We start from the raw sequence: 22270 nt of genomic DNA, 5'->3' as shown, positions 1-22270 counted from the left end.
CGCTGAGCAACCCAGCATGCTGGCACCTGGAGACGGGTGCCAGCATTTCATTTTTGCAAAGAGGCGTTTTTCATGTTTGAGCTGAGCCTGATGTGCCCTGAAGACCGCATCGAAGCGGTGAGCGACGCGCTGGATGCGCTGGACGCTTTGAGCGTTTCGGTGGAAGACGCCGATGCGCAGACCGATGCCGAGCAGGCGCTGTTTGGCGAGCCTGGCATGCCCCCGCCCAAAGATGGCTGGCAGCGCAGCCGGGTGGTGGCGTTGTTTCCCACCCAAGCGGCTGCAGAGGAAGCTCAGCAGTTGCTGGCAGTGCAGGATTTTTTTGACGGTTGCCAGGTGCTGGGCATTGCCAATGTGCCCGAGCAGGACTGGGTGCGCCTGACCCAATCGCAGTTTGCTCCGGTGGACATCACGCCGGATTTTTGGATCGTGCCAACTTGGCATGAGTTGCCAGCGCAGGCGGTGCGCAGCATTCGCCTGGACCCGGGCCTGGCCTTTGGCACGGGCACGCACCCCACCACCCGCATGTGCCTGCGCTGGATTGCGCGCAATGGGGTTGTGGCGGCCGATGGCACAAGCACCCTGGGGCGTGTGCTGGACTACGGCTGTGGCTCCGGCATCCTGGCCATCGGCGCTGCCAAGTTTGGCGCCGTGGACATTGATGCGGTGGACATTGACCCGGCGGCGGTTGAATCCACCTTGCAAAACGCGCAGGCCAATGGCGTGCAGCTGAAGGCGGGTTTGCCTGACAAGGCCCAGGGCGAGTACCGCACGGTGCTGGCCAATATCCTGGCGACGCCGTTGCGGGTGTTGGCGCCTTTGCTGTGCAGCCATGTGGCAACTGGGGGGCACCTGGTGCTGGCCGGTATTCTGGAGCGCCAGGCCCAGGAGCTTCAAGAGGCGTACGCGCCTTGGCTTCAGTTGCAGGTGGCCGACAGGGAAGACGGCTGGATCTTGATGACGGCCAGCCGTTGATCTGTGCCTGCAGGCCCCGCAGGCTGCGGGGTGTGCGCTCTACAATCCATTGCAGATGAGCCAGATTACACGCTGCCCGGCCTGCTCGACCCAGTTCAAAGTGGTCGCGGATCAGCTGCGCATTTCTGAAGGCTGGGTGCGTTGCGGCAATTGCGCCGAGGTGTTTGACGCCTCCGAGTTTCTGATGCCCGCTCCGCCGCCAGCGTTGCTGCCCGATGTCTCTCTGACCGATGTGCGCCCACCGCCCCAGCCAGTGGCGCGTGCGGATGAGTCGACCAGGGCCTGGGGGGCTCCCCCCGCATCGGCGTCAGTCGCCGCCAGAGGGGCCGCCGTGGCCAAGCCGCAGGCCCCTGCAGCTGCAGCCCCTTTTGCCCCGCCCAGCAGCCCAGCCCGGGCGCCGGCCCCTTTGCCAGAGGTGCTGGCGGTTCCCGATCCTGTGCCGCCGGCCTTTCTCGCCGCAGCCCCAGCGGGTGACCGCGATGGGCACCTGCAAGGCACAGAGCTGGGTTTGGAGCCGTTGGCTCCGTTTGCATGGGGTGGTGCACCTGCTGCGCCCACTCCCCGGAATCCGCCCCAGGTTTCGACCCCGGTTCCACCGCCCGTGCCAGTTCGGCCTGTGATCGTCGAGCGGCAGGAAAGCCGCATCCTGTCGGCCGATATGTTGGCGCTGGTGCTTCAGGGTACGCGTGCCCCCGTGCCCGCGGCTGTCCCTGAGGCTGCTGCTGCACAGGTTGCCCAGGCACCTGTGCCATTGCCAGGCGGCTACGAGCTGCCCTACGCGGAAGATTTTGCAGACACTGCCCTGCTGCCAGAGGCTTTGGAAGAGGACCTGGAATTGCCACAGGACCTTGCGGTGCCTGTGGCCGTGCCAGCCGATGGGGCTGCTGAGGCAGCACCGCAGGCCATGCCAGAGGTCCAGGTCCATGCCCCGTATCCTCCGTTGGACTTGCCCGCCAAGCCAGACCCGTCTGCCCAGCAAGCGGTGAAGGTGTCGGCCGTGGATGCTGCACAGGGTCAGCCTACGGAGCGGCTTGAGCGGTTGCAGGGTGATGCAGGCAATGCGGGACGTGCGAAAAAGCAGCCCCTGGAGGCCGCTGATGGGGGTGAGGGTCAGGACGTCGTAGACGGTGTCGACGGCGGGGTTGTTCCTGCTCTGGCGCTTCCTTCTGTGGCGTTTCCGTCGGTGTCCACCGATTCGGAGCGCAAGGAGCCCCCGGCTCCCTCCAGCGCCCCTGCGGAGTTGCTGGAGGATGCGGCGGGTGACGACGAAGCCACCGCAGATGCCATGCCCACCGAAGATGTGAGTTTCGTAAAGGCCGCACACCGCCGCGCGTTTTGGCGAAAACCCTTGGTGCGCGTGGCCTTGGTGGCCGTGTCTCTTGGCTTGCTGGCTGTGCTGGCGGGGCAGGTGGCGGTGCACGAGCGCAATCGCCTGGCTGCCATGGAGCCACGGCTGCGCCCAGCCTTGTTGGCGTTGTGCGAGCCCTTGGAGTGCGCGCTGGCGCCCCAGCGGCAAATCAGCGATGTTGTGATCGACAGCTCGTCCTTCAACAAAGCGCGCGGTGACAGCTATGTGCTGGCCATCACCATGAAAAGCCGTGCCACCCTTCCACTGGAAATGCCGGCCGTGGAGTTGACGCTGACCGATGCGCAAGACCAACCTGTGCTGCGGCGGGTGCTGTTGCCCTCAGAGATGTCGGCGCCCCAAGAGCTGCCTGCGGGTGGCGAGTGGAATGCCGCAGTGTCTGTGCTGGTCACCACCGGGGGCGCGCGGGTGGCGGGCTACCGCCTGCTGGCTTTCTATCCTTGATTCTTCTTTTTTGATTGTTTCCTATGGCTGCTCTCATTTGTGGTTCTCTGGCGTTCGACACCATCATGACCTTCGAGGGGCGCTTTGCGGAGCAGATCCTTCCGGACCAGTTGCACATCTTGAACGTCTCCTTCCTGGTGCCGTCTTTGCGCCGTGACTTTGGGGGGTGTGCGGGCAATATCGCCTACAGCCTGAAGCTGCTGGGTGGCGAGGCTTTGCCGATGGCCACCTTGGGAACGGATGGTGCTGAGTACCTGCAGCGCCTGTCGGCTTTGGGCATCAGCGACCAGTTTGTGAAGCAGGTGGATGGCACCTACACAGCGCAGGCCATGATCATGACCGACCGTGACAACAACCAGATCACGGCATTTCACCCAGGGGCCATGATGCAGGCGCATGTGACCCGCATCACTGCGGATCCTCGGATCCGGCTTGGCATCATTTCGCCGGACGGTCGCGATGCCATGCTTGAGCACGCAGCACAGTTTGTGGCGGCGGGTATCCCCTTCGTTTTCGATCCAGGCCAAGGCTTGCCCATGTTCAATGGTGCTGAGCTGTCTCAGTTCATCGAGCAGGCGACTTGGGTCACGGTAAACGACTATGAAGGCAAGATGCTGTGCGACCGCACGGGCCTGAGTCTGTCGGACATTTCGCGCAAGGTACAGGGCTTGGTCGTCACGCTGGGAGCCGAGGGGGTGGATGTGTGGGTGGCCGGCGAATGCACCCGTGTGGCACCTGCTCAGCCTGCGGCGGTGGTGGACCCCACGGGTTGTGGCGATGCGTGGCGCGGTGCGTTGCTGTTCGGCTTGGAGCAGGGTTGGCCGCTCGTACGCTGTGCCGAGTTGGGTAACCGGGTGGGGGCGCTCAAGATTGCGCAGCGCGGCCCGCAGAACTACACCCTGGATTTCTCCCCGGCAGAATACGCCTGAGGTCGTAATGCCATGGCGCGCTGTTGATGTAGCGCGCCCCACTACTTTGAGAGCGGGCGTTGGCACGCACAGCCTCGCTTTTAGAACAGGTTCTTAGTGTTTGGGCATAAAAAAACCCGGTGCAGGGCACCGGGTTGGGCTTGGTAAAGCGCAAATTCCTTAGGGCTTGGAGCCTGTAGGAAATGGCCAAGCAGCTTGGGGGTTCAGTGTGGTTTGAGCAGCAGGGGCTGCAGTCACGGCAGGAGCCTTCACCACTTTCTTTGCAGCAGCAGCCTTCTTTGCTGGAGCAGCAGCCTTCTTCGCTGGAGCAGCAGCCTTCTTTGCTGGAGCAGCAGCCTTCTTTGCTGGAGCAGCAGCTTTCTTCGCTGGAGCAGCAGCTTTCTTCGCTGGAGCAGCAGCCTTCTTCGCTGGAGCAGCAGCCTTCTTCGCTGGAGCAGCAGCCTTCTTTGCTGGAGCCGCAGCTTTCTTCGCTGGAGCAGCAGCTTTCTTCGCTGGAGCAGCAGCCTTCTTCGCTGGAGCAGCAGCCTTCTTCGCTGGAGCAGCAGCCTTCTTCGCTGGAGCAGCAGCCTTCTTCGCTGGAGCAGCAGCCTTCTTCGCTGGAGCAGCAGCCTTCTTCGCTGGGGCAGCAGCCTTCTTCGCTGGAGCAGCAGCCTTCTTCGCTGGAGCAGCAGCCTTCTTCGCTGGGGCAGCAGCCTTCTTCGCTGGAGCAGCAGCCTTCTTCGCTGGAGCAGCAGCCTTCTTCGCTGGAGCAGCAGCCTTCTTCGCTGGAGCAGCAGCCTTCTTCACAGGGGCGGCTTTCTTTACGGCCGGTTTTTTCGCAGTTGCCATCATGTTCTCCTTGGGTCAATTAGCAAAGAGCACTTCCTGTCTGCAGTGGACAAGAAGCGATCCATGGTGATGGACGCTTCTTGAGCTCCATCACCATGAATACGGGAACACCATCGCCGAGCCCCTTCTGTGAGGGGACTTGTGGGCGGGGTGTGGTGTAAGCGTCCATGGCCGAAAGTGCGCGATCTGATCTGATCAGTCCCAAGACAGGGCACCGCCCGACTGGTACTCGATGACCCGGGTTTCAAAGAAGTTGCGTTCCTTCTTCAGATCGATCATCTCGCTCATCCATGGGAAGGGGTTCTCTTCGTTCGGGAAGAGGGTCTCCAGGCCGATCTGGGTGGCGCGGCGATTGGCGATGTAGCGCAGGTAGCCTTTGAACATCGACGCATTCATGCCCAGCACGCCACGCGGCATGGTGTCTTCGGCGTAACGGTATTCCAGTTCCACGGCCTTCATGAACAGGGCATTGATCTCGGCCTTGAACTCTGGGGTCCAGAGGTGTGGGTTTTCCAGCTTCAGCTGGTTGATTAAGTCGATGCCGAAGTTGCAGTGCATCGACTCGTCGCGCAGGATGTACTGGTATTGCTCGGCCGCGCCGGTCATCTTGTTCTGCCGACCCAGCGCCAAAATCTGAGTGAATCCGACGTAGAAGAACAGCCCTTCCATCAGGCAGGCAAAAACGATCAGGGACTTGAGCAGTGTCTGATCGGTTTCGAGCGTACCGGTGTGGAAGTTCGGATCCATGATCGCTTCGATGAAGGGAATCAGGAACTCGTCTTTGTCACGAATGGACTGGACTTCGTTGTACGCGTTGAAGATTTCGCTTTCATCCAGGCCCAGCGACTCCACGATGTACTGGTAGGCATGGGTGTGGATGGCTTCTTCAAACGCCTGGCGCAGCAGGAACTGGCGGCATTCAGGCGCAGTGATGTGGCGGTAGGTGCCCAGCACGATGTTGTTGGCGGCCAGCGAGTCGGCGGTCACAAAGAAGCCGAGGTTGCGCTTGATGATGCGGCGCTCGTCATCGGTCAGCCCATTCGGATCTTTCCACAACGCGATGTCGCGCGTCATGTTCACCTCTTGCGGCATCCAGTGGTTGGCGCAGGTGGCGAGGTATTTTTCCCAAGCCCACTTGTACTTGAATGGGACCAGCTGGTTGACGTCCGTCTGGCCGTTGATGATGCGCTTGTCTGCTGCATTGACACGGCGGTGTGTGGCAGCAGGGGCCTGCTGTGCACTGTTTGCAGGCTGCGGTGTCGTGGACTCAGAAGGCAGCGGAGACTGCTCTGCCTGGCGGTTGTTTTGCAGACCGCCGTCCGTTTGATTTTGCGATGAGGGCTTGACTTCTTCGTCCCAGGTCAGCATAGATTTTCCAGTGTTCGGATTATGAAAGCAGTGCTGCAAAAAGGAAAGCACTGAAGCGTTATGCAGCAACGATTTGTTGCTTCACAGCACATGCGCAGCACACCAATTGGGGTCGGTGTGCTGCATGGTTGTGGTTACTGGCACGCCTCGCAAGCCACGTCGTCAATCGCCGTGAATTGAACGTCGGTGGCTGGCACTGCTGATGTGGTTGCGGCAGAGGCTTCGGGTGCGTTGCTGTGGGCTTGCGCGCCGTGGGCCGAAGTGCCTTCGGTACCGGACGAGACGGCATTGAGCTGGCGCGTATTCACGGTGCTCATTTCCACGTGTGTCGCGCTTTGCGTGCGCAGGTAGTAGGTGGTCTTGAGGCCACGCACCCATGCGAGCTTGTAGGTGTCGTCCAGCTTTTTGCCCGATGCACCGGCCATGTAGATGTTCAGGCTCTGGGCCTGGTCGATCCACTTTTGGCGGCGCGAGGCCGCTTCCACCAGCCACTTCGGTTCCACTTCGAAAGCGGTGGAGTACAGCGCCTTGATGTCGGCGGGCACGCGGTCGATGGGGTGGAGCGATCCCTTGAAGTGCTTGAGGTCCATGATCATCACGTCGTCCCACAGGCCCAGGCGCTTGAGGTCGCGCACCAGGCCGCCGTTGATCACGGTGAACTCACCCGACAGATTGGACTTGACCGACAGATTGCCAAACGATGGCTCGATCGAGGCATCCACGCCGATGATGTTGGAGATGGTGGCCGTAGGCGCAATGGCAACGCAATTGGAGTTGCGCATGCCGTCCTGTGCAATCTTCTTGCGCAGCGCATCCCAGTCCAGTGTGGCCGAGCGGTCCACTTCCACATAGCCACCACGGGCTTGCGCCAGCATGTCCAGTGTGTCGAAGGGCAGGATGCCGCGGTCCCACAGCGAGCCTTTGTAGCTGGAGTACTGGCCGCGTTCCTTGGCCAGCTCGGTCGATGCCCAGTAGGCGTAGTAGCAGATGGCTTCCATCGACTTGTCGGCGAACTCGACGGCTTCTTGGGATGCGTAGGGAATGCGCAACTCATACAAGCTGTCCTGGAAGGCCATGAGCCCCAGGCCCACCGGACGGTGGCGCAGGTTGGAGTCGCGGGCTTTCGTTACGGCGTAGTAGTTGATGTCGATGACGTTGTCCAGCATGCGCATGGCCACCGTGATGGTTTTCTTCAGCTTGTCGTGATCGATCTGGCCATCCTTCAAGTGCTGGCGCAGGTTGACCGAGCCGAGGTTGCACACGGCCGTTTCGGTGTCACTCGTGTTGAGCGTGATTTCCGTGCACAGGTTGGACGAGTGCACCACGCCAGCGTGCTGCTGGGGCGAACGCACATTGCAGGCGTCCTTGAAGGTGATCCAGGGATGGCCTGTTTCAAACAGCATGGTCAAAATCTTGCGCCACAGGTCGGTCGCCTGCAAGGTCTTGCTGGGCTTGAGTTCGCCGCTGGCAGCCTTGGCCTCATAGGCCACGTAGGCCTTTTCAAAGTCTGCGCCAAACAGGTCGTGCAGATCGGGCACGTTGGATGGGGAGAACAGGGTCCAGGTGCCCTTTTCCATCACGCGGCGCATGAACAGGTCGGGGATCCAGTTGGCCGTGTTCATGTCGTGCGTGCGGCGGCGGTCGTCGCCGGTGTTCTTGCGCAGCTCCAGGAACTCTTCGATGTCCAGATGCCAGGTTTCCAGATAGGTGCAGACGGCGCCCTTGCGTTTGCCGCCCTGGTTCACGGCCACGGCCGTATCGTTGACCACCTTGAGGAAGGGCACCACGCCTTGGGACTCGCCGTTGGTGCCCTTGATGTGTGAACCCAGGGCGCGCACGCGGGTCCAGTCGTTGCCCAGGCCGCCCGCAAACTTGGACAGCAGGGCGTTTTCCTTGATGGATTCGTAGATGCCGTCCAGGTCGTCGGGCACCGTGGTCAGGTAGCAACTCGACAGCTGTGAGCGCAGCGTGCCGCTGTTGAACAGCGTTGGCGTGCTGGACATGAAGTCGAAGCTGGAGAGCACTTCGTAGAACTCGATGGCACGGGCTTCCGGGTCTTTTTCATTGAGCGAGAGGCCCATGGCCACACGCATGAAGAAGGCTTGGGGCAACTCGATACGGCTCTTGCGCACATGCAGGAAGTAGCGGTCGTACAGTGTTTGCAGGCCCAGGTAGTCGAATTGCAGGTCGCGCTGGGGCTTCAGGGCTGCCGCCAGACGGGCCAGGTCGAATTTCAGCAGGCGTGCATCCAGCAGTTCGTTGTCCACACCCTTTTGGATGAACTGAGGGAAATACTCGGCGTATGCTGCGCCCATGTGGTCCTGCGTGACGTCCCGGCCTAGCACTTCGCGCACGATGGTATGCAGCAGCAAGCGTGCTGTGGCGTAGGTGTAGTCGGGGTCTTTCTCGATCAGGGTACGGGCCGCCAGGATGGATGCCTTGTACACCTCGTCCATGGGCACACCGTCATAGAGGTTGCGCATGGTCTCGGCCACGATGGGGTCCGCCTTGATATCTTTGCCCAGCCCAACGCAGGCCGATTCGATCAGGGACTGCAGGCGGTGCAGGTCCAGCGTGACGCGCTGGCCGTTGTCCAGCACATGGAGTACAGGCACGGCGGGGGCATGTTGCTTGACCAGATTGGCGCGCTCTTGCGTGCGGCGCTCGCGGTACAGCACATAGGCGCGGGCCACTTCGTGGTGTCCACCGCGCATCAAGCCCAGCTCAACCTGGTCTTGTACGTCTTCGATATGGAAGGTACCTCCGCCGGGGCGCGAGCGCATCAGCGCGCGGCTGACGCCCTGCGTCAAGGCGTCCACCACCTCGCGCACGCTGGCCGATGCTGCGCCTTGGGTGCCATGCACCGCCAAAAAGGCTTTCATCAGAGCGATGGCGATCTTGGGTGCTTCGAAGGGCACGACCGCGCCGTTGCGCCGGATGATCTGGTAGTGGCCTTGGGCGTTGGCTGCCGTGTTGGCGGCGTCGCCTGCGGCTTCTTCAGGGGTGGCGTGCGCGGTGGCGGGCGTGTTCAAAGCAGCTTGCATGGGTGTCCTCTTCTGTGGGCTGACGGGGGTGTGTGGGCAGCCGCTGGGGCTGCTGCAAAGGCAAGAATGGTGCGCCAGTGTTTTGGCTGTCGCACGCTACATATGGTGTGTCGATTGTAGTCAAGACACTACCAGTAGTGTAGTGCCTTGAAGAAGTGTGGTTGCTAGGCACCGGCCGTTTGGTACCCCGTGGTGGGGTGGCGCAGAGCGCGTAACCCGCTTTACTACACGGTTTAGAGCTCTGAACCTTGTGGCAGCGCGGGATGTCGCGGGGTTTGGCCCGCTGGGGCGCTCAGTGCTTGATTTGTCTTTTCGGAAGGGGGGCGATCCTACCCTGAATCTGCCCCGATTTTTAAACCTGAAACCAGGTCGGGTTTAGGTGGGGGGCACTTGACTGGGGAGGTCCAGGGTGCTTTTGGCGAGAAGTTCGGCCAGTTTGCGCCAATCGAATCCAGGCCCTGGGTCTTGCTTGCGCCCGGGGGCCACATGCTCATGCCCTGCCAGATAGCGCAGGGGGTAACGTTCGGCCAAGGCATGGCAAAGCGCTGCCAGGGTGAGGTACTGTGCAGACTCAAAACGATGCCCCTCCAGCCCTTCCAGTTCAATGCCAATCGAGTCATCGTTGCAGTTGGTTCTGCCGCGATAGGCCGACTGGCCTGCGTGCCACGCCCGTTGATCGCAGTCCACAAACTGCCACAGTCGTCCACTGCGCTCAATAAAGAAGTGGGCCGACACCTGCAATCCACGGATCTGCTGGAAATAGGGATGGACATCCCAGTCCAGGGTGTTGGTGAACAACTGCTGCACGGCCCCGGTGCCGTAGTGCCCGGGCGGGAGGCTGATGGAATGCACCACGACCAAGTCCACCGACTGCCTAGCGTCCGCAGGGCGGGGGCCGTAGTTGGAGGAGGGTAGGCGCACGGCATCGCGGTGCCAGCCACCGTCCCACAGGTCTGCCGATGGGGGTGCGGCCATGTCAGCCGATCTCGTCCAGAAAGTCCTGGTCGTTGGGCACTGCAATGTTCAGCCGGGCGATGCGGTAGCGAATCTGGCGCAGGCTGATGCCCAGCCGCGCGGCCGTGGCGGTGCGGTTGAATCCGGACTCTTTCAGCGCCCGAACGAGGATGTCCCGCTCCTGCTGGTCGAGCCAGGCCTGCAAATCGTTGGGCAAGGCGGGGCAATCTGCCGCCGAATGCGGCGCGCTGTGGGGGTGTTGGTCGAGCGTGGGCTCGGGGCGGGCTGAGGGTTGCGCGGATGCGGCGTCGCCTTGCCACTCCACTTGCAGTTCGTCCCCTTCGCTCAGCGCCACGGCGCGGTGCAGCAGGTTTTCCAGCTCACGCACGTTGCCTGTCAGGGGGTGTGAGGCGATGGCCTGCAAGGCTGCTTCGTTCAGTCGGGGCACGGGCATGCCGGACTCTTGGCTGATGCGCGCCAGCAAGGTGGTGCACAGGGCGGGCAAGTCCTCCCGGCGCTCACGCAGTGGCGGAATCACGATCTCGATCACATTCAGGCGGTAGTACAAGTCCTGGCGAAAGCGCCCGGTTTGGACATCGGCGGCCAAATCGCGGTGGGTGGCACTGACGATGCGCACATCCACTGTCTCCTCTTGGGTCGAACCCAGGGGGCGCACGCTGCGCTCCTGGATCGCGCGCAGAAGTTTCGACTGCATGGCCAGCGGGAGGTCGCCGATCTCATCCAGAAACAGTGTGCCGCCCCGCGCCGCCTGGAAGTAGCCGTCCCGGTCCTGGTTGGCGCCGGTGTACGACCCCTTGCGCGCGCCAAAGAACTCCGCTTCGAGCAGGTTTTCCGGGATGGCGCCGCAATTCACGGCGATGCAGGGGCCATCCGAGCGTTGGCTGCAGGCGTGCAAGGCTTGGGCCACCAGCTCCTTGCCGGTGCCCGATTCGCCGTGCACCAACACGGGCGCCATCCCGCGCGCGACCTTGGCGATGCGCTGCTTGACGTTGCGCATGGCTTCGGAGTCGCCCACCATGCGTGCCAGCGCTGCGGGCACGATTCCTGTGGCAGTCGCAGCCTGTTCGCCACCAGAGACCGACGAGCGCTGGGTGGAGCCCGCTCTGGGGGCTCGGGGGGCGGGTGTCGCTCCGGTGCCCTGCACCGCAGAGGCCACGACCGAGCGGAACTGCTTGAGATCGACCGGCTTGGTCAGGTAATCAAACGCGCCTGACCGCAGTGCCTCTACCGCGTTCTCTGCCGACCCATAGGCGGTCATGACCACACAGCGTTCGCGGCGTTGCTGGTCGCGCAGGTCTTGCAGGATCTCCATGCCAAAGCCGTCAGGCAGGCGCATGTCGGTGATCACCACATCAAAGGGGCGGCCCTTGAGTTGTTCACGCGCCTCTTGCACGGTCGAGGCGGTCTCGACGCGGTAGCCCTCGCGCAACAAGGTCAACTCGTACAGTGTGCGCAGGTCGGGCTCGTCATCAATGACCAAAATGGAGGCAGCGGTGGCGTTCATGGTTCTCAGATCACGATGGAGTCGAATAGCGTGGCGGCTTCTTGGGGGCGTGTGGTGCGCCTGAACGCCACGGTGAAGGCATTGCCGCCGGTGTTGCCACGCGCTGTGGTGCGGTGGGTGCGCTGGTAGCTGATGGAGGCGCCGTGCCTTTGGCACAGTTCGCGGCATATATAGAGGCCCAGGCCGCTGGAGCGGCTCTCTGAGGAGAAGAAGGGCTCGAACAGGTGGCGCTCCACGGATTTGTCCATGGGGGCCCCATCGCTCCAGACCTGCAGCGTAATCTGTCCGGTCGCACTGGTACGGGTCTGCACCAGTAGCGAGTCTTCATGTGGCCCCATGTAGCGCAGGGCGTTGTCCAGCAGGTTGACCAGCACCCGGCGCAGGTGCTCGGTATCGAACTCTACGTGCAGCATCGGTGCGTTGAGCAGGATTTGCCCTTGGCGCTTGGCGGGGGCCTGGGCGCACCAGTCGCTCCACACTTGGGCCACGCTGGCATCCAGCGCCAGCGTGGAGGCCGGTGCGTGGTTGGCCTGGTGCTGTACGCGGGCAATGTCCAGTACCTCCTCTGCGATGCGGGCCAAGCGGTCGGCGTTTTGCTGCACCATTTGTGCCAGTCGTTTTTGGCCAGGGTCTTGCAGGTCTTCTTCCAGCAGCGCGTTGGCTTGGACGATAGCGGCCAGCGGATTGCGGATTTCATGCGCCACAGCCGCAGACATGCGGCCCATGGCGGCCAACTTTTCGGTGCGCAGGCGCGCTTCCAGTTCTCGAAGGTCATGCAAGAACATCACGCACAGGCGCTCTCCACGGCTTTGCGGGTCGGCGTGGGTGGATGTCATCCAGGTGCGTGCATGCAGCCCGGTGGGACTTTCGCCAGGGTGCAGCAGTGCGACGTCGGCCGTTTGGGGGGCTTCCTTGTCAAACGTGCGGTGTGCTAGGTCCACCAGGGGCTGCCAGCCTTCGCACCGGCCCAGAGAAAAAGGCAGTTGGGTGTGCTGGCTCTCACCCAGCAGGCTTTGGGCCGCCGGGTTGGCCATGCGGACCACGTCGCTTTCGTCCACCACCAGCACGCCGTCGCTCAAATGCTCAATCACCAGCGCACTCACCTGGGTCTGCACCTGCGCTGCCATCTTGTTGCGCTGGGCGACTTCCTGCTCGCCCACCAGCCGGGTGGCAAGTTGGTGCACCAAGTAGGTCACCACAAAATACCCGGTGCCTGTCAGCGCACTTTGCAGGTAGCGCTGGGTGTCGTCGCTCAGCGATTGGGTGTTACTCCACCAAGCCCACAGCAACAGCAGCAACGTCACGGCCGCGGTGGTGCCCAGCGCCAGGCTCAGGGTGCCCAGTACGGCTGCCATCAAGATGGGCAGGCCGAACAAGGGTGTGAAACTCATGGTGCCCGTGTGCAAGAGCTGCAGGGCGCTGACCACGGCAATGTCCACGCCGATGGACGGAAGCCACTGTACGCCCGTACCCGCAGCAGGGGGGGCATGGCGCCCCAGAATGCGCAGCAGGACGGTTGCGCACAGATAGGCCCCACACACCGCCACCAAGACAGGGTCGCTGAGCTGGTTGAACAACTGCCCCAGAATCTGCAGCACCAGCAGAGCCACGGCAATCATCACCCGTCCCGTGAGAAAGCCGCGCCACAGGCGTACAAAGGGCGCGTCAGCAGTGTTCAGCCGGGCGTCGGCCAATAGGGCTTCTTTCATGGGCGCAGCGCTGGGCCAGCGCGCAGGTGGTCTGCGCTGCAATAGGCGACGCCATTTTGTACGACCGCGTCACTGTAGGGCAGGTGCAGGCCGCAGTGGGCGCAGGCCACCATGTCTTGTGGCTTGGGCGGGGCTGCGGGCGGTGTGCGCGCTGGCTGGGCGGACTCGCGCTTGCTTCGCCACACACCCACGGCAATCACCAGCACGATGAGCAAGACCAGGTATTTCATGCGCTGCGGCCCAACACGACTTCCATCACGAAACGCGATCCCACATACGCCAGCATCAGCAAGGCGGCGCCCGCGTACAGCACCCGCACTGCATTGCGCCCGCGCCAGCCAAACCGTGCGCGGCCCAGCAGCAAGGTGGCAAACGTGAGCCACGAGAGCATCGAGAAAACGGCTTTGTGGTCCCAGCGCCAAGCGCGGCCGTAAAGAGTTTCGCTGAAAAGCCAGCCCGCCATCAAGGTGGCGCTCAGCAGCACAAAACCGGCCGTCACAAAGCGAAAGGTCAGCCGCTCCAGCGTCAACAGAGGAATGCCGCTGTGCGGGTCTTCGGCCTGGCGGATGTGGTGTTCTGCACGGGTCATGAGCCAGGCGTGCACCACGGCAGCGGCAAACAGGCCATAGCAGGCAATGCCCAAGGCCAGGTGCAGTGGCAGCCAAGCCGAGGCCGCCACATGCAGTGGCTGTCCAGGAAACGCCAGGGCCAGCAAGATAGTGGCTGCGCCCAGGGCGGCTAGCACCCAGCGTGCCTGCATTTGGGGAAATAGCTGCCGCTCGACGGCGTACACCGTCAATACCAGCCAGGCGGTCATTGACAGGGCCGGGGCAAAACCGAATCGGGGCGCGTCACCCCACAGCCCCCAGACCAGCAGGGCACCGTGCAACACCCATGCCAGCAGCAGAGCGTTGCGTGAGGCGGTGGCGCCCAACCGGGCGGCTGCTGCGGCAGGTGCGGCGTATGCCAAGGCTGCGGCAAGGGCCAGCAACCAGCTGACGGGGGAAGCACTGGGTAAAATCATGGGTCACAGTTTAGCCTTTCGCCCGCTGCCAGCGCTTTGGCAAACCTGCCCACATTTGACCTGTGTGCGGGTAACGGGTAACCCTGGAACCTTTCCAAAATCTCCTATGGCCTCCGCACTTACCGACAAACTCACGCGACTCGTCAAGGAGATGCGTGGCCAGGCCCGTATCACCGAATCCAATGTGCAGGACATGCTGCGCGAAGTGCGCATGGCGCTGCTGGAGGCCGACGTGGCCTTGCCGGTGGTGCGCGACTTCATCGCCCGCGTCAAGGAAAAAGCCCTGGGCCAAGAGGTGCTGGGCTCGCTCAAGCCGGGCCAGACGCTGGTCTCCATCGTCAACCGCGAGCTGGCGGCCACCATGGGCGAAGGCGTTGCCGACATCAACTTGGCTGCCCAGCCACCCGCCGTCATATTGATGGCTGGCTTGCAAGGTGCAGGTAAAACCACCACCACGGCCAAGCTGGCCAAGCACCTGATTGAAAAGCGCAAGAAGAAGGTGCTGACCGTCTCGGGTGACGTGTACCGCCCCGCCGCCATTGAACAGCTCAAAACCGTGACTGCTCAGGCGGGCGCCGAATGGTTCCCTAGCACGCCGGACCAAAAACCGCTGGACATTGCCCACGCTGCGCTCGACTACGCCAAGAAGCACTACTTTGATGTGCTGCTGGTGGACACGGCCGGCCGCCTGGCCATTGACGAAGCCTTGATGAAGGAAATCAAGGACCTGCACGCCGCGCTCAACCCGGTGGAAACCTTGTTTGTGGTGGACGCCATGCAGGGCCAGGATGCTATCAACACTGCCAAGGCTTTCAAGGAAGCCCTGCCGCTCACCGGCATTGTGCTGACCAAGCTCGATGGCGACTCGCGCGGTGGTGCCGCGCTGTCGGTGCGCCAGATCACGGGGGCCCCCATCAAATTTGCAGGGGTCTCGGAAAAGATCGACGGCCTGGAGGTGTTTGACGCCGAGCGCCACGCGGGCCGCATCCTGGGCATGGGCGACATCGTGGCGCTGGTGGAGCAGGTCACGGCTGGGGTGGACATCGAAGCCGCCCAAAAGCTGGCCGCCAAGGTCAAGAGTGGTGACGGCTTTGACCTCAACGACTTCCTCTCCCAGATCCAGCAGATGAAGCAGATGGGTGGCCTGTCCAGCCTGATGGACAAGCTGCCGTCTCAGCTCACGGCCAAAGCGGGCTCCATCGACATGGACAAGGCCGAGAAAGACATCAAGCGCAAGGAAGGGATCATCCAGAGCATGACCCCGCTGGAGCGCCGCAAGCCCGACCTCATCAAGGCCACGCGCAAAAAGCGCATTGCCAATGGCGCGGGCGTGCATGTGCAAGAGGTCAACCGCCTGCTCAAGGAGTTTGAGCAGATGCAGGACATGATGAAGAAGATGAAGGGCGGCGGCCTCATGAAGATGATGAAGCGCATGGGCGGCATGAAGGGCCTGGGCGGCATGCCCAAGATGCCGTTTGGCGGCTCCTGAAGCGCTTTTTGCTCTTTAATTGATAGCTGCCAGCGCTTATTTATCAAGCGCTAGAGGCCAAAAAGAACGCGACTCTTGCAAAAGGGCCGTGTTTTTTTCTTGGGGCCATGCCCTTTGAGGGGGTGCTCAGTGCGATGAAGGGGGCGCATCGCCACTGGTGGGCGGGGGCAGCGTCTGGGGCAGTTCAGGGCAGGGCCAGTTCAGCAGCTCTGCCAGGCGGGTCGCGATCCAGGTGGCCTCGGCCACCGACACGCCCGACTCGGCCGTGCACAGCCCGGCATGGATGCGCAGCAGGATCTCTTTTTCAGACGGTGCCTGCACGTGGTACAGCGTTTGCGCGTGCTCTACCAAATGCCCCGCCAGGTCTTCACACAGCTCGTAGCGGGCGCGAACGACGGGGGCGGGCTCGCGCAGGCGCTGGCGGCTGTCGGCATACACCGCCACGAACGAGGGCGGGACGTGGATCTGGTTGTCGTCTTCGTGCATGGTCGGGCAGGGCAGCTCAGTCGGGGGTGAACAGGCGCTCGAACTTGGCCTTGTCTGCGGCCAGCTCCAAGGTCACCAGCTGGCCCATCTTCATGTCTGACAGGCGGCAGGCAGCGTACAGCGTGGTTTTGCCAGCCAGCTCCATCACGTCCAGGTCGATGATGGCGTAGGGGTGGGGCACAAAGACCTGGTGCTCGAAAATCTCGCGGTGCTGGTTGCGGGGCGAGGGGTAGAGCTTGTACTGGTCGGTGGTGATGGTTTGTGTGGCCATGGGGGAAATGAGGGGCTGGGCGCGCGTTGCAAGGCGGCGGTGGGGGTACAGTGCGGGCGAATGCTACAGACATTCCTGTAGAAACCCTGTCGAACTATCCAAATCATTTCCATGGCACGACCCAAAAGTGAATGGCCGAGCAAGGTGCTGGCCTTGATCCAATCCGGCAACCACGCCGCCGCAGTGGCGCAAATCAAGGTGGCGCCCACGGTGGGCGACATCACGCGGCTGCAAACGCAGCTGGCCAAGCTGCCACCCTCGCCTGCACTTAAGCAGCTGCAAAACTTTGTGGAAGAAGAGCGGGCGCTGCTGGCTGCGCCCCGCCTGCACCGCGCGCCATGACGTCCGCACGCGTTTCGGTCCAGACAGAGGACTTTGATCTGTCCCGCGAGATTGCCGAACTGCGCCAGGGCGACAAGGGCGTAGGCGCGGTGTGCAGCTTTGTGGGCACGGTGCGTGACCGCAATGAGGGCGACACAGTGGCCTCCATGGAGCTGGAGCATTACCCCGGCATGACCGAGAAATCCATCGAAGCCATGGTGGCAGAAGCCTTTCGGCGCTTCGATATTTTGGGCGCCCGGGTGATCCACCGCGTGGGTCTATTGCAGCCGCTCGACCAGATTGTGCTGGTGGCGGTGACCAGTGCGCACCGAGGGCAGAGCTTTCAGGCCTGCGAATTTTTAATGGACTACCTCAAGACCCAGGCGCCATTCTGGAAAAAAGAAGAGACTGCGCAAGGCGCCCGCTGGGTAGACGCCCGAGTGAGCGATGACGCAGCGTTGGCGCGCTGGGGCATCACGGCACGCAACGCCTGAGCCCAGGTTGGGGGCTATTTTTCTAATAAAAATAGCTGCTAGCGCTTATTAAATAAGCGCTAGCAGCTATTGATTTGATAGTGATTGTGTGGGCCGTCTCCGCTGCAACCCACTGATCCAGGTCAATCTCTTCCTGTGCCCGCTGCCTTGAAATGAGGCAGTGCCCACCCCAACTGCAGGGCAATTCGGAGGATATAGACCATGCGTCTCGACAAATTCACCACCAAGTTCCAGGAAGCCCTGAGCGATGCCCAGAGCATTGCGTTGGGCAACGACCACGCCTACATCGAGCCCGTGCACATGCTCGTGGCCATGCTCAAGCAGGACGACGGCCCCAAGGCGCTGCTGCAGCGTGCGGGCGCCAACGTACCCGGCCTGCTGGCAGCGGCGGAAGCCGCCGTCAAGCGCCTGCCGCAGGTGCAGGGCAACGACCAGGTGCAAGGCGGCCCCGAGCTGGGCCGCGTGCTGCAGGCGACTGAGAAAGAGGCCATCAAGCGCGGCGACCAGTTCATTGCCAGCGAGCTGTTCTTGCTGGCCGTGATCGACAGCAAGGGCGAGGCGGCAAAAATAGCCAAGGACAACGGCCTCACGCGCAAGAGCCTGGAGGCCGCCATTGAAGCTGTGCGCGGCGGCCAGAAGATGGACAGCGCCGAGGCCGAAGGCCAGCGCGGAGCCCTGGCCAAATACTGCATGGACCTGACCGAGCGCGCCCGCCTGGGCAAGCTCGACCCCGTGATCGGCCGCGACGATGAAATCCGCCGCGCCATCCAGGTGCTGCAGCGCCGCACCAAGAACAACCCCGTGCTCATCGGCGAGCCCGGCGTGGGCAAGACCGCCATTGTGGAAGGCCTGGCCCAGCGCATTGTGGCGGGCGAAGTGCCCGAAAGCCTCAAGGGCAAGCGCGTGCTCTCACTGGACATGGCCGCCTTGCTGGCGGGGGCCAAGTTCCGGGGCGAGTTTGAAGAGCGCCTGAAAAGCGTGCTGAATGAGTTGGCCAAGGACGAAGGCCAGACCATTGTCTTCATCGACGAGTTGCACACCATGGTGGGCGCTGGCAAGGGCGAAGGCGCGATGGACGCGGGCAACATGCTCAAGCCCGCGCTGGCGCGCGGTGAGCTGCACTGCGTGGGCGCGACCACGCTCGACGAGTACCGCAAGTACATCGAAAAGGACGCAGCGCTGGAGCGGCGCTTTCAGAAGATTCTGGTGGGCGAGCCCACCGTGGAGGCCACCATCGCCATCCTGCGCGGCCTGCAGGAAAAGTACGAAGTGCACCATGGCGTGGACATCACCGACCCCGCCATCGTGGCCGCCGCCGAGCTGAGCCACCGCTACATCACCGACCGCTTTTTGCCCGACAAGGCGATTGACCTCATCGATGAGGCGGCGTCCAAGATCAAGATCGAGATGGACTCCAAGCCCGAGGTGATGGACAAGCTTGACCGCCGCCTGATCCAGCTGCAGATCGAGCGCGAGGCCGTGCGCCGCGAGAAGGACGAATCCTCGCAAAAGCGCTTTGCGCTCATCGAGGAAGAGATCACCAAGCTGCAAAAGGAAATTGCCGACTACGACGAAATCTGGCAGTCCGAAAAGGCCCAGGCGCAAGGCAGCGCGCATGTGCGCGAGGCCATCGACAAGCTCAAGTTCCAGATCGAAGAATTCACCCGCAAGGGCGACTTCAACAAGGTGGCCGAGCTGCAATACGGCAAGCTGCCGGACCTGGAAAAGCAACTCAAAGAAGCCCAGGCGCAAGAGGCTGGCAAGGACGGCGCACCCGCCACACGCCGCCTGCTGCGCACGCAGGTCGGTGCGGAAGAAATCGCCGAGGTAGTGAGCCGCGCCACGGGCATCCCTGTGGCCAAGATGATGCAGGGCGAAAAGGACAAACTGCTGCAGATGGAGACCAAGTTGCACGAGCGCGTGGTGGGCCAGCAAGAGGCGATTGCTGCGGTGGCCAATGCCATCCGCCGCTCGCGCTCGGGCCTGTCAGATCCCAATCGCCCCACCGGCTCGTTCTTGTTCCTCGGCCCCACGGGCGTTGGCAAAACCGAGTTGTGCAAGGCGTTGGCAGGCTTCCTGTTCGACAGCGAAGACCACCTGATCCGCATCGACATGAGCGAGTTCATGGAGAAGCACTCGGTGGCCCGCCTGATCGGTGCGCCTCCGGGCTATGTGGGCTACGAGGAGGGCGGCTACCTGACCGAAGCCGTGCGCCGCAAGCCCTACAGCGTGCTGCTGCTCGACGAGGTGGAAAAGGCCCACCCCGACGTGTTCAACGTGCTGCTGCAGGTGCTCGACGATGGCCGCCTGACCGATGGCCAGGGTCGCACCGTGGACTTCAAGAACACGGTGATCGTGATGACCAGCAACATCGGCTCGCACCTGATCCAGGCCATGGTGGGTGAGGACTCTGACGACATCAAGGAAGCGGTGTGGGGGGAGCTCAAGAACCACTTCCGACCCGAGTTCCTGAACCGCATTGACGAGACCGTGGTGTTCCACGCGCTGGATGCGCAGCACATCGCTTCGATCGCCAAAATTCAGCTGCAGCTGTTGCAATCCCGGCTGGCCAAGATGGATTTGGAGTTGCAGGTGTCGGACGCGGCCTTGGCAGAATTGGCCAAGGTGGGGTTCGATCCGGTGTTTGGTGCGCGGCCGCTCAAGCGGGCGATCCAGCAGCGGATTGAGAACCCGCTGTCCAAGCTGCTCTTGGAAGGGCAGTTCCCGCCCAAGAGCGTGATCGCGGTGAGCGTGAACCCGGTGCTGGAGCCGGGCGTGTTCCAGTTCAGCGCCGCGCCGCAGGGTTGACCTGCAAAGCGCTGGCGGGTGTGCAGGCTTGTGCAGAGGCCGGTGCTGCCCCCGCCCATGTTGTGAATGAGAGGTGTGAGTTGAACGAAATTGTTGCGGGCCTGTTGCGCCTGGTGCTGCGTGTGGTGGTGTTGGCCATGGGCGTGGTGCTTTTCTTGAGCCTGCTGGCCGCCGTGCTGGTGCTGGCGCTGGTGTGGGCCTTGCGCGCTGGCTGGGCGCGGCTGACGGGCAAGCCTGTGACGCCCTGGGTCATGCGCATGGACCCTCGCACGGGCTTCAGCACCGCCTTTCGTTCCACGCAGCGTTGGTCTGCGGGTGGCCACCGTGGTGTGCCTGGGGCTCCTGGAGCGGGTGATGGTGTGGTGGATGAGCCCGCCGCACAGCACCGTGGCGGCATCCTGCCCGGGGCAGCCCAGGTGACAGACGTGGAAGCACGTGAAGTCCGCTGAGGCTTAGAACCTGTTCAAAGTCTTTTTGGAGATTGCATTGGAGTGCAATCGCCCGATTTCACTCCAACCCTTTGGGCAAGTGGCTTGCCGGGCGGTCAGCTTCGTTGTACGCGCCTTGCAGCCCATCCCGATCCCCAGCGCACACCTACCGCTCGACCCGTGCAAAGGGGCCTTGGCACTTGCCAGGCTGCGCTGATGGCCTTGTGCTCCCTGTGTCGGGTGCATGACGCAGGGGCGCCAAGGGCGCGGTGCCCAGCCATCGCATGTGCCCTTTCGTGACACGCCCGCTGGCGGGGTCTCCTATGATCGTTGCATGACCCCTGCCGAAATACACGCCCAGTTCCAACTCCAGCACCAGGCCAGCCGCGCGCAAGTGGATGTGCCCCTGCTGGTGCGCCGCGAGCGGTTGCTGCGCTTGCAAAAATTGCTGGACGAGCACGCCCCCGTGCTGGCCGCCGCCGTGCAGGCCGACTTCGGCATGCGCTCGCCGCGCCTGACCGAGGTGGCAGACTTGTTTGTGCTGCGCAGTTTGCTGTCGCACACCCTGCGCCACCTGGGCCGCTGGATGAAGCCCCAGCGGGTGTTCACCCCCCTGTTTTTGCAGCCTGCCAGTGCCTGGATTGCCCGCCAGCCGCTGGGGGTGGTGGGGGTGATCGCGCCGTGGAACTACCCCATCCAGCTGGCGCTGGCCCCCGCCATCACCGCACTGGCGGCGGGCAACCGCGTCATGCTCAAGCCCAGCGAGCTCACGCCGCACACCTCGGCGCAACTGGCGGCGTTGGTGGCACAGTTTTTTTCGGCCGATGAGTTTTGTGTGGTGCAGGGCGATGCCAATTTGTCGGCCTTGTTTGCCTCGCTGCCGTTTGACCACCTGGTGTTCACCGGCTCCACCGCCGTGGGGCGCAAGGTGGCGCAGGCGGCGGCGCACAACCTCACCCCGACCACGCTGGAGTTGGGAGGCAAATCGCCTTGCATCATCGACGGCCACTGCGACCTGCAGGAGGCTGCCCTCAAGATCGCCCACGGCAAGTTGTTCAATGCCGGGCAAACCTGCGTGGCGCCTGACTACGTGCTGCTGCCCCGGGGTCGCGAGGCTGAGTTTGCCCAGGCCTATGGCGCTGCCGTGCTGCGCCTGTTCCCAAGCATTGAGGGCAATGGCGACTACGCGTCCATCATCACTGCGCGCCACTACGCACGGCTGCGCACCATGCTGCAGCAGGCGCAAACCCTGGGCGCTGAGGTGCAGACGATTGACCCGTCTGTGGGCAAGCCCGCTTCCAGCAAACCCGCAGTGCCCACGGCGGGCATGCTGGGCGATGGCGTCAGCCGCCAGATGCTGCCTACGCTGGTGTTTGGCGCCACTTCGGCCATGCAGCTCATGCAGGAAGAAATTTTTGGCCCCATCCTGCCCGTCATCTCTTACGAGCGGCTGGACGATGCCATTGCGCACATCAACGCCGGGCCGCGCCCGCTGGCGCTGTACTGGTTTGGGCAAAGTGAGGCGGTGCGCGACGACGTGCTGGCCCGCACCGTCAGCGGGGGCGTGACGGTGAATGACACGCTGATGCATGTGGCCAACGACAACCTGCCGTTTGGCGGCGTGGGCGACAGCGGTTGGGGCGCCTACCATGGGGAGCAGGGCTTTCTGCGGTTTAGCCACCAGAAGTCGGTGCTGGTGCAGTCGCGCTGGTCCCTGGGCGCGTTGCTTTACCCACCCTATGGCGCACGGTTTCAGCGTTTGATGGATTTGATGCGCCGCTTGTTTTGAGCCTGCTCGGGCGCTGCG

At 62.9% G+C, this 22270-nt stretch carries 19 protein-coding genes; 9 read left to right on the top strand and 10 right to left on the bottom strand.

The window, feature by feature from the left end; genetic code table 11:
- Positions 1–72: 72 nt before the first annotated feature.
- Genes prmA through C8C98_RS03010 form a run of 3 tightly spaced genes read left to right on the top strand, consistent with a single transcriptional unit; the run spans position 73 to position 3714 of the window.
- Positions 73–975 (top strand): 50S ribosomal protein L11 methyltransferase, encoded by a 903-nt coding sequence (gene prmA / locus C8C98_RS03020; RefSeq protein WP_121453075.1) that lies wholly within the window; start codon positions 73–75, stop codon positions 973–975.
- Between the two features lie 55 nt (positions 976–1030).
- Positions 1031–2785 (top strand): zinc-ribbon and DUF3426 domain-containing protein, encoded by a 1755-nt coding sequence (locus C8C98_RS03015; RefSeq protein WP_121453074.1) that lies wholly within the window; start codon positions 1031–1033, stop codon positions 2783–2785.
- Positions 2786–2808: 23 nt separating this feature from the next.
- Positions 2809–3714 (top strand): carbohydrate kinase family protein, encoded by a 906-nt coding sequence (locus C8C98_RS03010; RefSeq protein WP_121453073.1) that lies wholly within the window; start codon positions 2809–2811, stop codon positions 3712–3714.
- 159 nt (positions 3715–3873) lie between these two features.
- Here the strand turns inward: C8C98_RS03010 and C8C98_RS21960 are convergent, their stop codons facing one another.
- The 8 genes from C8C98_RS21960 to C8C98_RS02970 all read right to left on the bottom strand — a co-directional run bounded on the left by C8C98_RS21960 (position 3874) and on the right by C8C98_RS02970 (position 14166).
- Positions 3874–4542, bottom strand: coding sequence for a histone (locus tag C8C98_RS21960; RefSeq protein WP_121455986.1), 669 nt, complete (start codon positions 4540–4542; stop codon positions 3874–3876).
- A 195-nt stretch (positions 4543–4737) separates the two neighbouring features.
- Complete coding sequence (locus tag C8C98_RS03000) at positions 4738–5910, bottom strand: ribonucleotide-diphosphate reductase subunit beta (RefSeq protein WP_121453072.1); 1173 nt, start codon at positions 5908–5910, stop codon at positions 4738–4740.
- A 134-nt stretch (positions 5911–6044) separates the two neighbouring features.
- The gene (locus C8C98_RS02995; protein ID WP_121453071.1) at positions 6045–8954 is read right to left on the bottom strand and encodes a ribonucleoside-diphosphate reductase subunit alpha; all 2910 of its coding nucleotides are present in this window, start codon (positions 8952–8954) and stop codon (positions 6045–6047) included.
- Between the two features lie 375 nt (positions 8955–9329).
- On the bottom strand, positions 9330–9929 hold the full coding sequence (gene ampD, locus C8C98_RS02990) for a 1,6-anhydro-N-acetylmuramyl-L-alanine amidase AmpD (protein WP_121453070.1): 600 nt from the start codon (positions 9927–9929) through the stop codon (positions 9330–9332).
- 1 nt (position 9930) lies between these two features.
- Positions 9931–11433 carry a sigma-54 dependent transcriptional regulator gene (locus C8C98_RS02985; protein ID WP_121453069.1) on the bottom strand — a complete coding sequence of 501 codons (1503 nt, stop codon included), beginning with the start codon at positions 11431–11433 and terminating at the stop codon, positions 9931–9933.
- A 5-nt stretch (positions 11434–11438) separates the two neighbouring features.
- Positions 11439–13142 (bottom strand): PAS domain-containing sensor histidine kinase, encoded by a 1704-nt coding sequence (locus C8C98_RS02980; RefSeq protein WP_121453068.1) that lies wholly within the window; start codon positions 13140–13142, stop codon positions 11439–11441.
- Positions 13139–13372, bottom strand: a complete 234-nt coding sequence (locus tag C8C98_RS02975; protein WP_121453067.1) for a PP0621 family protein — start codon at positions 13370–13372, stop codon at positions 13139–13141. Before C8C98_RS02975 ends, C8C98_RS02980 begins: the two co-directional genes overlap by 4 nt.
- The gene (locus C8C98_RS02970) at positions 13369–14166 is read right to left on the bottom strand and encodes an inner membrane protein YpjD (RefSeq protein WP_121453066.1); all 798 of its coding nucleotides are present in this window, start codon (positions 14164–14166) and stop codon (positions 13369–13371) included. Before C8C98_RS02970 ends, C8C98_RS02975 begins: the two co-directional genes overlap by 4 nt.
- Positions 14167–14272: 106 nt before the next feature.
- Here C8C98_RS02970 and ffh point away from each other — a divergent pair, with 106 nt between their 5' ends.
- Positions 14273–15655, top strand: coding sequence for a signal recognition particle protein (ffh, locus tag C8C98_RS02965; RefSeq protein ID WP_121453065.1), 1383 nt, complete (start codon positions 14273–14275; stop codon positions 15653–15655).
- A gap of 126 nt (positions 15656–15781) precedes the next feature.
- Here ffh and C8C98_RS02960 read toward each other — a convergent pair whose 3' ends face one another.
- Both C8C98_RS02960 and C8C98_RS02955 read right to left on the bottom strand, forming a co-directional pair.
- Entirely contained in the window at positions 15782–16141 is a 360-nt protein-coding gene (locus C8C98_RS02960) for a hypothetical protein (RefSeq protein WP_121453064.1), read from the bottom strand.
- A gap of 16 nt (positions 16142–16157) precedes the next feature.
- On the bottom strand, positions 16158–16412 hold the full coding sequence (locus tag C8C98_RS02955) for a hypothetical protein (protein ID WP_121453063.1): 255 nt from the start codon (positions 16410–16412) through the stop codon (positions 16158–16160).
- Positions 16413–16523: 111 nt separating this feature from the next.
- On the opposite strand from C8C98_RS02955, the gene C8C98_RS02950 reads away from it, so the two are divergent.
- The 5 genes from C8C98_RS02950 (at position 16524) to C8C98_RS02930 (ending at position 22252) form a co-directional block, all read left to right on the top strand.
- Complete coding sequence (locus C8C98_RS02950) at positions 16524–16754, top strand: hypothetical protein (protein WP_121453062.1); 231 nt, start codon at positions 16524–16526, stop codon at positions 16752–16754.
- On the top strand, positions 16751–17227 hold the full coding sequence (locus tag C8C98_RS02945) for a molybdenum cofactor biosynthesis protein MoaE (RefSeq protein ID WP_121453061.1): 477 nt from the start codon (positions 16751–16753) through the stop codon (positions 17225–17227). The genes C8C98_RS02950 and C8C98_RS02945 overlap by 4 nt, the downstream gene beginning before the upstream one ends.
- A 201-nt stretch (positions 17228–17428) precedes the next feature.
- Positions 17429–20035: an ATP-dependent chaperone ClpB gene (gene clpB / locus C8C98_RS02940; protein ID WP_121453060.1), complete on the top strand. Its 2607-nt coding sequence runs from the start codon at positions 17429–17431 to the stop codon at positions 20033–20035.
- Positions 20036–20115: 80 nt separating this feature from the next.
- Complete coding sequence (locus C8C98_RS02935; protein WP_121455985.1) at positions 20116–20484, top strand: hypothetical protein; 369 nt, start codon at positions 20116–20118, stop codon at positions 20482–20484.
- A gap of 313 nt (positions 20485–20797) precedes the next feature.
- A complete protein-coding gene (locus C8C98_RS02930; RefSeq protein WP_121455984.1) occupies positions 20798–22252 on the top strand; it encodes a coniferyl aldehyde dehydrogenase in 1455 nt (484 codons plus the stop codon).
- The last annotated feature ends 18 nt before the right edge of the window (positions 22253–22270 follow it).

The organism is Acidovorax sp. 106 (genome assembly GCF_003663825.1).
In the GTDB taxonomy this organism is placed as follows: domain Bacteria; phylum Pseudomonadota; class Gammaproteobacteria; order Burkholderiales; family Burkholderiaceae_C; genus Acidovorax.
Note: the sequence above shows the minus strand (reverse complement) of the source record. Positions and strands in the feature narration are given on the sequence as shown.

Coding starts and splice junctions, on each gene's coding strand:
- prmA (WP_121453075.1), top strand. CDS start 73: ATGTTTGAGCTGAGCCTGATGTGCCCTGAAGACCGCATCGAAGCGGTG.
- C8C98_RS03015 (WP_121453074.1), top strand. CDS start 1,031: ATGAGCCAGATTACACGCTGCCCGGCCTGCTCGACCCAGTTCAAAGTG.
- C8C98_RS03010 (WP_121453073.1), top strand. CDS start 2,809: ATGGCTGCTCTCATTTGTGGTTCTCTGGCGTTCGACACCATCATGACC.
- C8C98_RS21960 (WP_121455986.1), bottom strand. CDS start 4,542: ATGGCAACTGCGAAAAAACCGGCCGTAAAGAAAGCCGCCCCTGTGAAG.
- C8C98_RS03000 (WP_121453072.1), bottom strand. CDS start 5,910: ATGCTGACCTGGGACGAAGAAGTCAAGCCCTCATCGCAAAATCAAACG.
- C8C98_RS02995 (WP_121453071.1), bottom strand. CDS start 8,954: ATGCAAGCTGCTTTGAACACGCCCGCCACCGCGCACGCCACCCCTGAA.
- ampD (WP_121453070.1), bottom strand. CDS start 9,929: ATGGCCGCACCCCCATCGGCAGACCTGTGGGACGGTGGCTGGCACCGC.
- C8C98_RS02985 (WP_121453069.1), bottom strand. CDS start 11,433: ATGAACGCCACCGCTGCCTCCATTTTGGTCATTGATGACGAGCCCGAC.
- C8C98_RS02980 (WP_121453068.1), bottom strand. CDS start 13,142: ATGAAAGAAGCCCTATTGGCCGACGCCCGGCTGAACACTGCTGACGCG.
- C8C98_RS02975 (WP_121453067.1), bottom strand. CDS start 13,372: ATGAAATACCTGGTCTTGCTCATCGTGCTGGTGATTGCCGTGGGTGTG.
- C8C98_RS02970 (WP_121453066.1), bottom strand. CDS start 14,166: ATGATTTTACCCAGTGCTTCCCCCGTCAGCTGGTTGCTGGCCCTTGCC.
- ffh (WP_121453065.1), top strand. CDS start 14,273: ATGGCCTCCGCACTTACCGACAAACTCACGCGACTCGTCAAGGAGATG.
- C8C98_RS02960 (WP_121453064.1), bottom strand. CDS start 16,141: ATGCACGAAGACGACAACCAGATCCACGTCCCGCCCTCGTTCGTGGCG.
- C8C98_RS02955 (WP_121453063.1), bottom strand. CDS start 16,412: ATGGCCACACAAACCATCACCACCGACCAGTACAAGCTCTACCCCTCG.
- C8C98_RS02950 (WP_121453062.1), top strand. CDS start 16,524: ATGGCACGACCCAAAAGTGAATGGCCGAGCAAGGTGCTGGCCTTGATC.
- C8C98_RS02945 (WP_121453061.1), top strand. CDS start 16,751: ATGACGTCCGCACGCGTTTCGGTCCAGACAGAGGACTTTGATCTGTCC.
- clpB (WP_121453060.1), top strand. CDS start 17,429: ATGCGTCTCGACAAATTCACCACCAAGTTCCAGGAAGCCCTGAGCGAT.
- C8C98_RS02930 (WP_121455984.1), top strand. CDS start 20,798: ATGACCCCTGCCGAAATACACGCCCAGTTCCAACTCCAGCACCAGGCC.